The organism is Sporosarcina sp. FSL K6-3508, assembly GCF_038615825.1.
GTDB classification, from domain to species: domain Bacteria; phylum Bacillota; class Bacilli; order Bacillales_A; family Planococcaceae; genus Sporosarcina; species Sporosarcina newyorkensis.
In genome coordinates this window covers 2,003,665-2,020,011 of sequence record NZ_CP152016.1, presented here as the reverse complement: position 1 = coordinate 2,020,011, position 16,347 = coordinate 2,003,665, and the positions used below count along the sequence as shown (strand labels likewise).

Annotated in this window: 16 protein-coding genes; 14 read left to right on the top strand and 2 right to left on the bottom strand. The window is 39.5% G+C overall.

From position 1 onward, the window contains the following. The first annotated feature begins 5 nt into the window (after positions 1-5). The 11 genes from MKX97_RS09935 to MKX97_RS09885 all read left to right on the top strand — a co-directional run bounded on the left by MKX97_RS09935 (position 6) and on the right by MKX97_RS09885 (position 11,330). Positions 6-533 carry a TRAP transporter small permease gene (locus MKX97_RS09935; RefSeq protein WP_340758991.1) on the top strand — a complete coding sequence of 176 codons (528 nt, stop codon included), beginning with the start codon at positions 6-8 and terminating at the stop codon, positions 531-533. Continuing rightward, positions 530-1,819 (top strand): TRAP transporter large permease, encoded by a 1,290-nt coding sequence (locus tag MKX97_RS09930; protein ID WP_342535889.1) that lies wholly within the window; start codon positions 530-532, stop codon positions 1,817-1,819. Before MKX97_RS09935 ends, MKX97_RS09930 begins: the two co-directional genes overlap by 4 nt. Before the next feature lie 89 nt (positions 1,820-1,908). Then, complete coding sequence (locus tag MKX97_RS09925) at positions 1,909-3,345, top strand: UbiD family decarboxylase (protein WP_342535888.1); 1,437 nt, start codon at positions 1,909-1,911, stop codon at positions 3,343-3,345. A 42-nt stretch (positions 3,346-3,387) separates the two neighbouring features. Then, a complete protein-coding gene (locus tag MKX97_RS09920; RefSeq protein ID WP_340758988.1) occupies positions 3,388-3,972 on the top strand; it encodes a UbiX family flavin prenyltransferase in 585 nt (194 codons plus the stop codon). A 50-nt stretch (positions 3,973-4,022) separates the two neighbouring features. After that, entirely contained in the window at positions 4,023-5,588 is a 1,566-nt protein-coding gene (locus tag MKX97_RS09915) for an NAD(P)/FAD-dependent oxidoreductase (RefSeq protein ID WP_342535887.1), read from the top strand. A 114-nt stretch (positions 5,589-5,702) separates the two neighbouring features. After that, positions 5,703-6,218 carry a flavin reductase family protein gene (locus MKX97_RS09910; RefSeq protein WP_340758986.1) on the top strand — a complete coding sequence of 172 codons (516 nt, stop codon included), beginning with the start codon at positions 5,703-5,705 and terminating at the stop codon, positions 6,216-6,218. 186 nt (positions 6,219-6,404) lie between these two features. Next, positions 6,405-7,214: a cyclase family protein gene (locus MKX97_RS09905; RefSeq protein ID WP_342535886.1), complete on the top strand. Its 810-nt coding sequence runs from the start codon at positions 6,405-6,407 to the stop codon at positions 7,212-7,214. An 82-nt stretch (positions 7,215-7,296) separates the two neighbouring features. Then, positions 7,297-8,787 carry an aldehyde dehydrogenase family protein gene (locus MKX97_RS09900; protein ID WP_342535885.1) on the top strand — a complete coding sequence of 497 codons (1,491 nt, stop codon included), beginning with the start codon at positions 7,297-7,299 and terminating at the stop codon, positions 8,785-8,787. Positions 8,788-8,886: 99 nt separating this feature from the next. Then, complete coding sequence (locus MKX97_RS09895; RefSeq protein ID WP_342535884.1) at positions 8,887-9,300, top strand: RidA family protein; 414 nt, start codon at positions 8,887-8,889, stop codon at positions 9,298-9,300. A 381-nt stretch (positions 9,301-9,681) separates the two neighbouring features. Further along, on the top strand, positions 9,682-10,302 hold the full coding sequence (cdaS, locus tag MKX97_RS09890) for a sporulation-specific diadenylate cyclase CdaS (protein WP_342535883.1): 621 nt from the start codon (positions 9,682-9,684) through the stop codon (positions 10,300-10,302). 272 nt (positions 10,303-10,574) lie between these two features. After that, complete coding sequence (locus tag MKX97_RS09885; RefSeq protein ID WP_342535882.1) at positions 10,575-11,330, top strand: IclR family transcriptional regulator; 756 nt, start codon at positions 10,575-10,577, stop codon at positions 11,328-11,330. Positions 11,331-11,443: 113 nt separating this feature from the next. On the opposite strand, the gene MKX97_RS09880 is transcribed toward MKX97_RS09885, so the two are convergent. Continuing rightward, entirely contained in the window at positions 11,444-12,430 is a 987-nt protein-coding gene (locus MKX97_RS09880) for a biotin-dependent carboxyltransferase family protein (protein WP_009497551.1), read from the bottom strand. Then, positions 12,427-13,161, bottom strand: a complete 735-nt coding sequence (gene pxpB / locus MKX97_RS09875; protein WP_009497550.1) for a 5-oxoprolinase subunit PxpB — start codon at positions 13,159-13,161, stop codon at positions 12,427-12,429. Before pxpB ends, MKX97_RS09880 begins: the two co-directional genes overlap by 4 nt. Positions 13,162-13,436: 275 nt before the next feature. On the opposite strand from pxpB, the gene MKX97_RS09870 reads away from it, so the two are divergent. The 3 genes from MKX97_RS09870 to MKX97_RS09860 are packed head-to-tail and all read left to right on the top strand — an operon-like array spanning position 13,437 to position 16,257. After that, complete coding sequence (locus tag MKX97_RS09870; protein WP_040759226.1) at positions 13,437-14,195, top strand: 5-oxoprolinase subunit PxpA; 759 nt, start codon at positions 13,437-13,439, stop codon at positions 14,193-14,195. Positions 14,196-14,211: 16 nt separating this feature from the next. Beyond that, on the top strand, positions 14,212-15,429 hold the full coding sequence (locus tag MKX97_RS09865; RefSeq protein WP_009497548.1) for an NRAMP family divalent metal transporter: 1,218 nt from the start codon (positions 14,212-14,214) through the stop codon (positions 15,427-15,429). A gap of 36 nt (positions 15,430-15,465) precedes the next feature. Beyond that, positions 15,466-16,257 (top strand): putative hydro-lyase, encoded by a 792-nt coding sequence (locus MKX97_RS09860; protein ID WP_342535881.1) that lies wholly within the window; start codon positions 15,466-15,468, stop codon positions 16,255-16,257. The last annotated feature ends 90 nt before the right edge of the window (positions 16,258-16,347 follow it).

Genomic DNA, 16,347 nt, shown 5'->3' with positions numbered 1-16,347 from the left:
TATAAGTGGAGGTAATTGCTAAAACACCATCAAAAGGACTGGAGTTAACAGAAAAGTTAGATAAGTCAAATGTGTATTTAAATAATTTTTTAGCTGTAATGGCGGGTATTTCATTATTTTCCATGATGTTTCTGATTGTAGGAAATTCAATTATAAGAAACTTTTCTGTTCCATTTATGGGAACTACAGAAGTTGTAGGGTGGCTCGCCGCCCTTACAACAGCCTTTGCTTTAGGGCATACCCAGCGATACAAAGGTCACGTTGTTTTAGACCTAGTAATGGATAGATTACCAAGCGTTATACAAAAACTAGTAAATATTATAATTAGTATAGTCAATATTGTATTTTTCGCAGTCGTATTTTATCAATTATTCTTATACTCGTTGGATTTAAAAAGAAATGGTAATGTCTCTGAAACATTAGTATTAGCTTATTATCCACTAGTTACCTTGTTAGCGATAGGTTTTTTCGGATTATTATTCGCCTTAGTTACTGATTTAATACGTGATTTGAAAAGGGGGTCTCATCAATGAGTCCCACATTAATTGCAGTTTTAGGGATCATAGTTCTCTTTTTACTTATGCTTTTAAAAATGCCAATTAGTTTTTCAATGTTTATTGTTGGGTTTCTGGGTCTGCTTGTTATGTCAACACCGACCGCAGCGTTTGGAATATTGACGGCAGACTTATGGAATCAACTTTCTAGTTATAGCCTAAGTGTTATTCCGTTATTTATCTTAATGGGAGAACTCGTCTTCCGAACGGGCATAACCGAAAAGTTATTTCAATCAGCCTACAAATGGGTTGGACATTATAAAGGTGGAATGGCTTCTACAACAATACTTGCAAGTGCTGGATTTGCTGCGATCTCGGGTTCTAATTCAGCGACGGCAGCCACGATGGGTACAATGGCATTCCCAGAATTGAAAAAATATAATTACGATGACAAGTTGAGTACAGGAAGTGTTGCTGGTGGCGGTACGTTAGGGATCATAATCCCTCCTAGTACCGTTTTAATTATCATCGCCCTCCAGACAGAGCAATCAATTAAGGACCTATTTTTTGCAAGCCTCATACCTGGAATTACGCTAACGGTTTTATTTCTATTAATGATTATTTATATTTGTCAGCGAAATCCAGATCTTGGACCAGCAGGACCCAAAGCTGCAATGGGTGAAAGATTTCATTCCTTGATAGATGTTATTCCAATATTCTTATTGTTTGTCTTTGTTATAGGTGGTTTGTTTTTTGGTTGGTTTACACCAACTGAATCGGGTGCAATTGGAGCGTTTGGAGCACTCATATTGTCTTTAGTCATGCGGAAACTAACTTGGGAGAAATTGGTCATCGCTACATCGAGCTCATTACGTTCCTCGGCAATGGTCCTGATGTTAGTTGTAGGTGCTATGGTTTTTGGACGCTTTCTTACTTTAACGCGTTTGCCTTATGATGTAGCTGCTTGGGTTGGATCATTGAATGTGGCACCAGTATTGATACTGATAGCTATCCTGCTAATCTATCTAATCGGTGGTGCCCTAATGGATGCAATGGGATTCTTGATCATCTCTATTCCGATCTTTTTTCCTGTAGCAATGAGTCTAGGATATGATCCGGTTTGGTTTGCTGTTGTTTTATGTATGGTGACAAGTATGGGGGCAATAACACCACCGGTTGGAGTAAACGTTTTTGTTGTTAAAGGATTGAGGGCAGACGTTCCGATAGAAAAGATATTTATTGGGATTGTTCCATTTGTAATTGCTTATGTACTTTGTATAGCCATATTAACAATGTTTCCTGAAATTGTATTATTCGTTTTGTAGCTAAATCGCTTACATGAACTTTCGTAAAAACATGAAAATATTTAACTAGATCACTACTGAATTGATAAAAAATATAAGAGGTGGAAGAAATGACGAAAACTGTAGAAGAGAATGTGGAATTAGCGGGTAAAATAACCACTCCTACCTACAATTCTAATCTTGCGAAAAGAAATGTTGCTGATTTACAAGGCGTTGTCCAGTTACTAAAGGAAAAGAAAATGCTTGTTCGTGTGAAATCTCCAGTAGATATTAAACATGAAATGGCAGGTATTGCGACAAGGTTTGATGGTGGAAAAGCTGTTTTATTTGAAAAACTTAAGAACACAGATGTTTCATTATTGACAGGTTTGTACTGGAATCGAGAGGTGCTAGCAGAAATTTTCAACGTTAAAGAAAAAGACTTACCTTTCTTGAGTGCAGATTCAATAGAGAAGTGGAGTAAAAACCCGATTGAACCAATAGTCGTTGAGAACGGACCGGCAAATGAAGTAATCATTAAAAATAAAGAAAATTTATTAAAAGATATCCCAATCCCAACCCATGGCCTTCAGGATGGTGGTCCCTATTTAGATTCCTGTGTACTTATTGCAAAGGACCCGGAAACGGGAGTACGGAACGCATCCATACAACGTTTGATGGTCACAGGACCAAATAGGATGACGATGCTGATGGATATGGGAAGACATTTACGAGATTACTATGAGCGAGCTGAAAAAATGAATAAACCTTTAGAAATTACGATTAATAATGGAGTAGGTCTTCCTGTTCACTTTGCATCTACTACGCCAAGTAGTGCCGCACCTATTGATGCCGATGAACTAGGGGTTGCCTCACAATTATTGGGGGAGCCGTTAAAATTGCTTCGTTCCCAAACTGTTAATGTAGAAGGTGTAGCGGATGCGCAGTATGTAATTGAGGCAGAAATCCTGCCTCATATTCGAGAAAACGAAGGACCTGCTGCCGAAGTTACTGGATATTATGCTGCAGCGGACGATCGATGGGTTGTTAATGTCAAAGCTGTAACTCGCAGAAAACAACCAATTTTTCATACGATTATGCCTGGTAAGGAAGTTTATAATGCTGTCGGTTTAATGGCTGAAGCGAGCGTATATCAAAAAGTTTCTAGTATGGTCCCTGACGTTATAGACGTGTATTTATCATATGGCGGCTGCGGATTTTACCATGCAAATGTTCAAATTAAAAAAAGTAGTGAAGGGGTACAAAAAAATGCAATTATGGCCACGTTCGCTGCGTTTCCACCATTGCGTCGGGTGACCATAGTAGATGAGGATGTAAATATTTATGATCCCGAAGATATAGAGTGGGCTTTAGCTACACGTCATGATCCAGAAAGAGATATGATCCTTATATCTGATGCCCGCGGACATGAATTGAATCCAATAACAAATGACGGAATAGGCACGAAAATTGGCATTGATGCTACGGCCCCATACCCACGCCCTTGGGAATTTCAGCGCCTTGATATGAAAGAGGTTATGCTAGAAAATTACGATATCGAAGAATAAAGAAATATTATTGTGGAAAAATTGTGAAAAAGAGGAGATAAAATGGAAGAAAAGCGCATTGTTATTGGAATTACTGGGGGTTCTGGTGCAATATACGGCATACGTATGTTAGAAAAATTAAAAGAATTGGATGTAGAAACTCATTTAATTATTAGTAAATGGGGAGAAAAGACAATGCAAGTAGAGACTTCTTATCATTTGGATGACGTAAAAAAAATAGCGACGGTTCATTATGAAAATGATAATCTTGCTGCATCCATATCGTCCGGTTCATTTCGCGTTGATGGAATGATCATTGCCCCTTGTAGTATGAAGTCATTAGCAGAAATCGCAACAGGTATGACCTCTAATTTGATTACAAGATCAGCGGATGTGATTTTAAAAGAGAGAAAAAAATTGATTCTTTTGGCTAGAGAATCTCCATTAAATTTAATTCATATTCGAAATATGGAAACAGCAGCACTTGCGGGAGCAGTTATTTTTCCGCCTGTACCTGCATTTTATAATAAACCTCAAACAATAGATGACATTGTTGATCAAACGATTGGCCGTGTTTTAGACCAATTCGATCTCACACCAAATTGGATTAAGCGTTGGGGAGTAGCACCGAAAAAGAAGAAAGTATAAAATTGTTCCATTTGATAGAAAATATCGTGTGAATAGTAGGAGTGATTCAGGTGGAAAGTTTTGATTCAATAATTATAGGCAGTGGTATCAACTCATTGACTGCAGCAGCTATATTGTCCAAAAAGGGGCATAAAGTTGTTGTATTAGAAAGAAATGATTGGATTGGCGGTTGTATTAAGACCGAAGAACTGATAGCGCCTGGTTTTAAGACAGATGTATTTTCGGGATGGCATCCATTGTTTGTAACTGGTCCTGCTTATGCAGAGCTTAAGGAAGACTTGGAGAAATATGGGCTTGAATATGTCAATACAGATGTTCCAACTGGGGTAATTTTACCTAATAATCAAAGTGCTGTCTTATATACTGATCGAAAAAAGAATATACAGACCCTTAATCAATTGGCAGCTGGGGATGGTGATCGATACGCTGAATTGATGAGTAATTTTGAGGGTAATTCTGAATTTGTATTTCATATGTTGTCAAATGAGCCTTTATCTTGGTCTTCTATTCGGACTTTAGTAAAAACGGCAAGAAAAAAGGGGCTCAAGGAATTTAAAAGGGAAGTTGGTTCGATGATAAAGTCTGCTGATAAGTTACTTGATCAGTATTTTGAGAGTGATTTAATTAAAGCTCTTTTCGCTCCTTGGATTTTGCATACAGGCTTGGGTCCGAATGATGCAGCAGGAAATATTATGATGCAAGTACTCGTATTCTCTCTGGAGGCTGCAGGAATGCCAATCCCTAAAGGGGGAGGAGATCAGCTGGTCAAGGCACTAATGAAGATAGTAGAAAATAATAATGGGAAATTCATCACCAATGCCGATGTCAAAAATTTAATAGTCGAAAACGGCGTGATAAAAGGGGCTAAAACAGAGGAAAAGGAGTATAAATCCAAATATGTTCTAGCAAATGTCACGCCTCATCAATTGTATCAAGAACTGTTACAAGATACGTCATTACCTAAGTCTTTACAATCAGATGTGAGAAATTATGATTATGGCAATGCAGCAATGCAAATTCATTATGCTTTAGATACATCTTTAAATTGGGAAAATCCCGAGCTAAATAAGGTCGCAATGATCAATTTAACAAGCGGCGTTGAAGGGGTAAGTCAATCAGTAAATGAAGCTTACAATGGACTGCTGCCGAAAGAAGGAACGATAGCGGTCGGTCAGCATACTGCATTTGATCCGAGTCGTGCCCCAGATGGAAAACACACTTTGTGGATTCAGTTGCTAGAAATGCCACACGTCCTAAAAGGAGATGCATTAGGAGAGATCGTCACAACTAATGGATATACGAAAGAGGTTTTAGAAGCCTATGTGGATCGTATCGAGAAGCGTATTGTGCAACATGCTCCAAATTTCAAAGAAGCAATAATAAATAGGAAAATTATATCGCCAGTACAGTTAGAATCGGCTAATCGAAATTTAGTTGGGGGAGATCCCTATTCTGGCGTCGCTTCTATAGATCAATTACTGTTATGGAGACCTTCTTCAAAATACACAAAACATGATACACCTGTGAAGAATCTGTACCATATTGGCGCATCAACTCACCCGGGACCTGGTCTTGGAGGAACGTCTGGTTATTTGGCAGCTCATCATATAAAATGAATTAATTTTCTTGAATTAAAACCTAATGAATAACATATCATTAATAGTTTTAGACTATAAGCTTTATATTCGAAATGCTAATTATTCTATTGACAAAAAAAGGAGAGAAATGATATGGCGAAAGAGCGGAAACAAGATATATTCAAAAAAATCATGGGCAATTATCCAACAGGAGTAACAATTTTGACGACTGTGTCAGAGGATGGAACGCCAGTTGGACTGACGGTAAATTCATTTGCTTCCGTATCATTAGATCCCCTAATGCTTCTTTGGTCGATTGACCGTGGCGTTTCTTCGCTTAAAGAATTTACAGAAGGCGGGAAATTCGCAGTGCATGTATTAGCCGGAGAGCAACAAGAACTTTGTAAAGTATTCGCCAGCAAGCACGCAGATCGTTTCAGTACATGTAAGTGGAGTTTATCGGAAAATGGGTTACCTGTAATTGAAGATGTATTCGGCGTGTTTGAATGTAAGACATTTAAAGCAATTGAAGCGGGAGATCATATTGTATTAATTGGAGAAGTTCTCGATCTCAAAGTATCAAAAGAAAAAGATCCAATGCTTTATCATCGCAGAGTATTTGGTCCAATTCCTACAGACTTTTACAACTCAGAAATAACGGTGTCTTAATTCTAGACAGTTCAAAAGTTGACTGTCAGAAAATTAAGGGAAAAGACATTACAATTCATCTAAAATAATAAAGTAATATCTTGCTGAAAATTGCAAAAATGTTAACAGGTTAACGACTTGTACAATCAATAAGATGTAAAATGAAGTAAGCAATAAATATTAAATGGAAGATACGGGGGTAATAGGATGGATGTTCAATCGCAAGTAGTACACAAAACATCGCATGATCAATCACACGTATTAAGCCAATTACTAGGAAGTATTGTAAATGATTCAATTGAAGTCGTAGATATGACGCAAGTATTGAACGAAGATACACCAGTAATTCAACTTCCAGAACCATTTAAGAACACGGGCGGTTTTCAGTTTAAACAGCTTTCTAAATACGATGAAACAGGGCCTGTATGCTATTGGAATGATTTTGTCGCAGGTGAGCACTGTGGTACCCATTTCGATGCACCGAATCATTGGGTAACAGGCAGAGAAAATGCAAGTGTAGATAAGATCCCAGTAAAAAATCTGATTGGAGAAGCACGAGTCATTAATATTAAAGAAAAGTGTATAGAGAACCCGGATTATTGTTTAACAGTTGAAGATATAGAAGAATACGAAGCAGAATTCGGACAAATACCTAAGCATTCCTGGGTATTGCTATATACGGGTTGGGCGGAGTATCTAAACAGTGAAAAATATTTCAATACAGATAGAGATGGTTTGTCACATACGCCTGGATTTACACCGGAAGCATCCCGTTTTCTTGTCGAACGCGATATTTTAGGAGTAGGTGTAGAGACAGTAGGCACTGATGCGGGGATTGCCCATACTTTCGATCCTCCATTTCCAAGCCATCATATTATGCACCAAGCAAATAAATATGGTTTAGCACAGTTGACGAACGTTGATAAGCTTCCGCCTAAAGGAGCGGTCCTAATTGCGGCCCCGTTAAAAATAGAAAATGGGAGTGGAAGCCCAATTAGAGCCATTGCTTTAGTTTAATACAGTGCTAAATTTAAACCCGATAAAAAATAGATAAACCCCAGAATAAATTGTTGATTTTATATTAATGGAGGAGATTTATATGCAAACAATTAAAGCAAACACAAACGAAATCACATTAGATAGCCAATACGGTTCTTTTATTAATGGTGAATTTGTTGAGTCGGCAAATGGTTATATTGATGCAATTAATCCAGCAACCGGTGCCGTACTGTCCAAAATAGCTAGAGGGAATAAAGAAGATGTGGACCTTGCAGTAAAGGCTGCAAATGAAGCATTTAAAACATGGTCAACTCTATCAGTGGAAGAACGTGCAGCATATCTTCACAAAGTTGCGGACGCACTAGAAGAAAACACAGCACGATTGTCTATGATTGAATGCTTAGATACAGGCCGTCCTATAAATGAATTTGGGCTAGATTATGATATTGCAGTAAAACAATTCCGATACTTCGCTTCTGCGATTTTAACTTATGAAGGTACTTCAAGACCACTTCCTAATGGTCAGTTGATTGTACAGAAAGATCCTTTAGGTGTTTGTGCACAAATTATTCCATGGAATGTTCCGATGATAATGGTTTCTTTCAAACTGGCACCTGCTCTTGCAGCAGGTAACACAATTGTCATGAAGCCCGCTGAAGATGCGAGTTTATCTACTTTGGAATTTGCTAAAATCCTTAAAGATATTCTACCGAAAGGCGTCGTGAACTTTGTTACAGGTTACGGTATTGAGGCCGGAGATGCGCTTATTAACCATAAGGATGTTCATAAACTTTCTTTTACGGGCAGTGTAGGCGTAGGCCGGTTAGTTGGTAAGATAGCTGGTGAAAGACTGCTGCCGGTAACTCTTGAATTGGGTGGAAAGTCTCCACATATCGTCTTCCCAGACGTCAATATTGATGATGCTGTAGAAAACACTACTCTAGGTTACTGCTTATTTAATGGACAAAGTTGTATTCTTGGTTCTCGTTTATTCGTCCATGACGATATTTATGATGAATTTGTTGAGAAGTTAGTTGCAAGAGCAATAGAAGTTAAAGTGGGCGATCCAACAGATCCATCTACTCGAGTCAGTGCGCTTATCAATGAAAAGCAGGGAAAACGTGTATTAGGCTATATTGATATCGCTAAAGAAGAAGGAGCAAAACTTTTAGCAGGAGGCAACCGCGTAACTGTTCCTAATAATGAACACGGTTACTTCATAGAACCGACGATTTTTGAAGCAACGAATGAGATGAGAATTTCACAAGAAGAGATTTTCGGACCCGTGATTACAGTTATGCGTTGGAATGATGTGGATGCGGTCATTAAAGAAGCAAATGATGTGGAGTACGGTTTGGCGGCGGGTATTATGACGAATGATTTTAAGGCCGCATTGGATACTGCACAAAAAATGCAGGCTGGAAGTGTCTGGATTAATCAATATTTTAACTTCCAAACAGGAGCCCCTTTTGGAGGTTACAAAGACAGTGGCGTAGGAAGAGAATATGGCAAGGAAGCCTTAAGTGAATATACGCAAACAAAGACAATAGCGGCGAATTTCAACTTACCGCCGGCTGGTTTTTTTAAATAAGTCGTTTGTATTTGAAGGGTCCTTGTGTGACTTAAATGTTTAAGTGTTCATAATAATTTCATGTACCACTACCTGACAATGACAGAGGGGGGGAGCCCAATGCAAAGTTTGCAACGCGAAATTATTAATCCAAGTTCGATCCACGCTCCAATTGGATATACACATGTCACGATCCCTAAAGGGAATAAGATCGTTTTCATTGCCGGTCAAGTAGCATGGGATAAAAATTTGCAAGTGGTGGAAGTGGGTGATCTAACGAAACAAACAGATATGGTCTATCAAAATATTGAACAAGCTTTAATTGAAATAGGAGCAACTTGGGATCATATTGCGAAGACTACAATCTTTACAACCCAACCGCACGAATATGAAATAATAGGAAGCGTAACCGCAAGGTACTTTGGAGATACCCCTCCACCCTCCCAAACAATAGTTGGTGTGATGGGACTGGCGCTTCCGGAGTTCCTAATCGGGAGTAGTAATGGAGGAATAAAAATAGTACCCTGCAAATGATGAGGGGAAAAGGTAAACCCTCAATCAAACAACGCATAATCGAACGCAACACCACTTTGGTACGATCAACGTATCAAAGTGGTGCTTTCTCGCGAAGAGGGCCTGTGAGAAAGCTTACATACTCATGTTTGCTGAAACACGTATGAATTATTAAACAAACTATATTCTTTTATCTATTTAACATTATAGATACCCCCAATACTGTTTCCATTTAGATCAACACGATGCAAGGCATGCTTGATCTAGAAAAAGAATGCTTTTAAGTAGGCGACAATAACCATTCCTTTATTCGCAAAGGCTTTACCTCATTCAATGAATAAAAAATTCCTATCTGGACAAACTTTACGTACACTATTGGGAATAAAGGGGAGGTGTGTCTCTATGGATAATTTAAATTGTGATTTTACACCGATGAAGAGAACATTAACCGAAGATATTCGCCAAGTTATTACGGCATTACAAAATAATGTAGAAGCAATGAACGCTGAAAATTTCTGTGTACTTGGAGATTTCGAGGAAATTAAAGAGGCTTTTTTAAGCATTGAAATGAGAGCGGCTACTTTTTATTTGAACTGTTATTTGTCTCCGTTTACAGATAAGTATCCGGAAATATCACAGTGCATTCAAAATATGTCTAAGCGAAGACATGGCGGATTAATTGTAATTCAGCGTGAAGATCCTCTTGAATCTTTGGTGACATCAGGAATACCGATAGGCGCAGAATTAACTCATACTTTATTGGAATCAATTTTTTTCCCCGGCAATCTACTTCATGATGGAGCTGTGATGGTGAACTTTAATCACATCGTTTCAGCGACAAATGTTCTGCCGTTATCAGACAGATTTACAGGTGACAAAAAGCTGGGTACCCGACATCGTGCTGCTTTAGGATTATCCGAACGAAGCGACGCGCTTGTACTTGTAGTATCTGAAGAAACGGGAAGAGTTTCATTTGCTATTAATGGACAACTCCATCCTATAACTTCTCATGGAGCTCTATAAACATAACATGCAAGACACAATTTCTTGTATGTTGGAATAAAATTAACATTTTTCAAAAATCATAAAACAGAATTTCCAGCCCTTTCTTTCTATCTAGAAGAAAAGGGTTTTTTCATGTGCACCAACAAGGTGAAACCTCTTCAGCCTTCTTATCGGACAAATTTCATTGTTGCTCATTTGCAAAATACAAATTAAAGTAAAGGATAGATACTTATAGATTAAGATATTAACTAATACCTAATAAACTATGTAAGCACATCGGAGGAATTGTATTGGATAATAAAAACAAAACAGTGGTTCGATCAATGGATGTCTTAAATCTATTCATTAACCATGCAGAACTGACATTTCAAGAAATCATAGATTACTCGGGTATCCCAAAAACATCTGTTTACCGCATGCTTCGGTCACTTGAGGAAATGGGTTTTCTCGTGAAGGGGGAGGATTCAAAATATCGATTGGGACTTATATTTCTGAAGTTTGGTCATTTGGTCTCTTCTAGGATGAATATTCGTGCCATCGCGTATCCGATCATGCAGGCTCTTCATCAAGAAGTGAATGAAGCAGTGAATCTTATCATAAAACAAAATGATGAAGCCATTTACATAGAAAAAATTGATACACACCAGAAAGTTCGGCTTTACACAGCGATAGGAAGAAGAAGTCCTTTATACGCCGGAGCCTGTTCTCGTGCCATTCTTTCATTCTTACCGGATACGGAAATTGATGACTATCTTGATTCGATTGAGCTGACATCTTTTGGCAGGGGCTCTATTACAGATGAAACACAACTTCGAGAAACGATTAATCAAGCAAGAATAGATGGGTATACTGTAAGTCATTCTGAATTGGAAAACCATACATCAGCGATCGCAGCTCCTATCTTTGACCATAAAGGAGATGTCATTGCGGGAATCAGTGTTGCAGGGATCGAAGCAAATTATCAAGGAGAAAAGATTCAATATTTTGCAGAAAAAACGCTAGAAGCGGCAAAAAAAATATCAATGCAATTAGGCCACGAAGGATAGTGCCTTGAAGGGGCTGCCTTGAATGTTAGAAAACCTTTCAATGGCAGCTTTTACTCATATGAAAGGTGAGAGAAACAGTGAATCAAGCCAAAGTAAAGTTGCACTTGCCCCTGTCAAACCTTTAACTGAATCCCTATTTTGAGGCTTGCGATAATTTGTTCGTTTTTCCATAGTTCATTTTCTGCTTCCTCAATTGAAACCACTTCAAATTGGATGGTCCCTGGTGGCCGCAGTTGCGCTAAACTCGATAAATCGGCCGAAACAATTTGTGCGATCTTCGGATAACCACCAGTCGTTTGCCGATCTGCCATTAAAATAATGGGCTGTCCGTTAGGAGGGATTTGTATCGTTCCATAAGTGACACCTTCAGACAAAAGCTCGGTTTTTTCATTTAATGCAAGGGGCGGACCTTCCAAGCGATATCCCATTCGATCGGATGAATTTGTCAATACAAATAGTTCCTCGATTAGCCTTTGTTTACTCATTTCATCAAATTGATCATATTCTGCGCCTTCCGTGATACGAATGGTTTGCGCTTGACCAAGACGAATGATTGGTTCGTGGTTAGCGCTCCATGCAAAGTGGCGTTGCAACTTAGATAATTGTTGCAAAAATGATCGGCTTGTTGCATTTAGTTCACCGCAGGATAGGCTGTCCCCTTTTTTCAATGCTCTTCCTAAGAAGCCACCAATCCCAGCTCGGACATATGTACTTTTACTCCCCATAACTTTGGGGACAACTAAACCACCAGCAAACGCAATATATGCACGGCATCCTTTTCTTGCCGATTTAAAGGAGAGTAAGGAGCCTTTTCGGACTAATACAGGACGCCACATTGGTACTTCTTTGTCATCTACAGCCGGCATTAAATCACCGCCAGTAATTGCTATTAGAAGATCCCTTTCGAAGAGAAGCGTGCAGCCTACCAATGTCATTTCCAAAGTGCCTTCACCTTCATCATTTCCTACGAGTAAGTTTGCGATGCGAAGCGAATAGCTGTCCATTGCGCCGCCCACGATGACACCGTATTTTTGTGAACCGTATCTTCCCAAGTCTTGTATAGTCGTCAAAAGACCGGGGTGAACTACTTGGAAACTCATGATTTCAACTCCTTTATTCTAGTGTACTCCCTAACGGAAATAGACTTGAAGCGTATTTTATATCCTGCCTGCAGATATGTCGGAGGTTGCTGATCGGGAAGGAAAAGATCGACAGGAGTCCGGCCGATAATTTGCCAACCCCCAGGCGTTTCTAAAGGATAAACTCCTGTTTGCAACCCTGCGATTCCTACAGAACCCGCAGGAATAGAAGTTCTGGGTGTTTCCTTGCGCGGAGTGGCAATTCGCTCATCCATGCCGCCCAAGAAAGGAAAACCAGGAGCAAATCCAATCATATATACTAAATATTCATTTTTTGAGTGAATTTCGATTACTTCATCGGGACTCAGCCCATGATGGCTCGCAACATATTCTAAGTCTGGTCCATACTCACCGCCGTAAACAACAGGAATCGTGACGAGTTTTTCTTCGGAACCTGGTTGTTTACCGATTTTCTGAACTAAGTTTTCCATGTAAACGCTAACATATCGAAATGGACTTTTTGGCAATCCATCAGTAATCGACTGATGCACAATGTAAGGATTATAGTAAACAGTTAAACTGGTGTACGCAGGAACGGACTCGATATAGCCGTTAAATGGATGAATCTCCAGCAATCTAGTCAACTCGCCTACTAATTTGTGAATGGTAGGGTCGATCCCTTCACCTAACTGGACAATCAGGGCCGAATCTCCCAATGGTTTAATAAGTGCGTTATTCGTTTCTTTCTTCATTATCACAACTCCTAAAGGTCCGAAATTCGGTACACTGGTTTTAAATATTGGATCATATAGTTATTATAATAGACAGAAAACAAATTTCAAGTCGTCTAAACAATAAAAAGGTTTCGATACCTTATCGCAAACTTTTTTAAAATAAAATCTATTCAATTTCAAAACTTTATGATAAAGTGGACTTGTAATTCAAAACTAGAGTTTCGATTATCGGAACTAAACGATTTGTAAGCGTTTACGATAATGCATTTCATTTTATTTTTGGAGGGATTATGATGTATCAAGTTGATTTGAACTGTGATTTGGGTGAGAGTTTTGGACGCTATATGTTAGGTGAACAGAAAGAAATATTAAAATATGTCACATCTGCAAATATAGCATGCGGGTTTCATGCAGGTGATCCGCGTGTGATGAGAGAGACCGTCAGACTTGCTGTAGATCATAATGTGAAAATCGGTGCCCATCCAGGTCTACCAGATTTGAATGGTTTTGGCCGCCGCGAAATGAAAATCACTCCACAGGAAGCATATGATATGGTCATTTACCAAATAGGCGCACTGCAAGGGTTCTTAACTGCTTGCCAAACGTCTATGCAACATGTGAAACCACATGGCGCGCTGTACAATATGGCTGCACAAGATGAAAAACTTGCAGAAGCTATTGCGCAAGCTGTATATGACATTTCTGCCGATCTTATCTTATTTGGTCTGGCGGGAAGTGAATTAACAAAAGCTGGTGAACGAATCGGTTTACAAACAGTACATGAAGTATTTGCAGATCGGACCTATCAGGACGATGGTTCTTTAACTTCCCGCTCCCAGGCTGAAGCGATGATTGTTGATAAAGAACAATCTGCTGCACAAGTGATCAAAATGGTGACAGAAGGAAAAGTGTTAACGCAGCAAGGAATAGAAGTCCCTGTCAAGGCGCATTCCATTTGCATCCATGGCGATGGAGAGCATGCGTTGGATTTTGCAAAATACTTAAAAGAACAGCTACTGCAAAACAAGATAAAAGTTGCGGCAATGTCGTAAGAAGTGGAGGGTTCGTATGAAAGACAAGAATTTGGTGCATACACCGAAGAGTGAGAAAGTAAGTAAAAGTGTTTTATTCGGAGCGGCCTTTTTAATGGCTACTTCTTCGATCGGTCCTGGATTCCTAACGCAGACGACGGTATTTACGCAACAATTAGCGGCAAGTTTCGGGTTTGTGATTTTAATTTCCTTGCTGCTAGATGTCTTTGTACAAATAAATATTTGGAGAATTATTGCAGTATCTGGTTTAAGAGGACAAGAAATAGCGAATAAAGTGCTTCCCGGTCTCGGAGTCGTGCTGGCTGTTTTAATTGTCATTGGAGGACTTGCCTTTAATATTGGGAACGTTGCTGGCGCTGGGCTTGGACTTAACGCCATGCTCGGTATGGATCCCGTTTATGGAGCAGTTTTGAGCGCTGCTTTTGCAATCTTTATCTTTCTTTTTAAAGAAGCCGGTAAAGCAATGGATAAAGTTGCACAAGCTGCAGGCGGTGTCATGATCCTCTTGATGCTTTACGTTGCATTTACTACTTCACCACCGGTAGGAGAAGCGATTGTGAATACTTTTAAACCTGAGCAGCTTAGCATCTTTGCGATTATCACAATTGTTGGGGGATCTGTAGGCGGATACATTACATTTGCCGGAGGTCACCGTTTATTAGACGCTGGTGTGAAAGGGATTGACTCATTACCGGACGTTACGAAAAGCTCTGTTATGGGAATTGCGGTAACAGGTGTTATGCGTGTAGCTTTGTTCTTGGCAGTTTTGGGCGTTGTATCGATGGGACTGGCGATCGATCCTGCCAATCCACCTGCTTCGGTTTTCAAGCTGGCAGCAGGAGAGGTAGGATACCGAATGTTTGGTGTGATTATGTGGGCAGCAGCCATTACATCAGTTGTTGGAGCTGCATACACATCCGTTTCTTTCATACGAACCTTTCATCCTGCTATCGAAAAGTATCATAACTGGGTCATCATCTTATTTATTTTGATTTCAACACTGACATTTGCCATCGTCGGTAAACCTGTAAATGTTCTGATCCTTGTTGGTGCCTTAAATGCATTAATCTTGCCTCTTGGACTCGGTACTATTTTAGTAGCCGCTTATAAGAAAGAGATTATCGGGAATTATAAACATCCGCTTTGGTTAACCATTACAGGAGGAATCGTCGTGGTGGCAATGGCTGTGTTAAGTATTATGACATTAATTGAGCAGATTCCATTACTGTTTTAAAGAATGGCAAGTATGCATAGAAGAGGAGAATACATAATGACGAACTATGAAGAGATGTCTCCTGCAAAAGTTAGGGAACTGATCCGCGAACAGACGATTACAGGTCCTACTGCAGGAATGTCAAAAGGATTTGCACAAGCGAATTTGGTGATTCTAAAAAAAGAGCATGCGTACGATTTTTTATTATTTTGCCAGCGGAACCCGAAGTCATGTCCTTTATTGGATGTGACGGAGGTCGGTTCGTTCAAGCCGAACAAAATAGCGACGAATGCAAACATTTTAACTGATGTACCCAAATATCGGATTTATAAAGATGGTGTATTTACGGAGGAAGTGCTGGACGCTTCTTACTATTGGGAAGAGGACATGGTCTGCTTTCTGATAGGTTGCAGTTTCACATTTGAAACGCCACTCCTAGCAGCCGATATACCGATACGCCATATCGAAGAAAATTGCAATGTGCCTATGTACAAAACGTCGATTGCATGTGAGAAAGCGGGTGTCTTTGAAGGGCCCATGGTAGTAAGTATGCGGCCTATGACTTATGAAAATGCCATACGAGCTGTACAAATCACCACTCCTTTACCTGCTGTCCACGGGGCGCCTATTCACATCGGAGACCCGAGCCAAATCGGCATTCAAGATATTGACAAACCAGACTTTGGAGATTCAGTCACGATAAAGGATGGAGAAATTCCGGTGTTCTGGCCATGTGGTGTTACGCCACAGGCGGTTGCAATGCAAAGCAAACCTTCTATCATGATTACACATGCCCCTGGCTGTATGTTTATTGGCGATATTAAAGATACAACACTTAGTATTTTTTAACACTGTAGAAAACTAATTCAAATGCATGAAAGATTGGACATGAACGTGTGTCCGATCTTTTTTGCAGTATGATGGCTAGACAAAATTTTT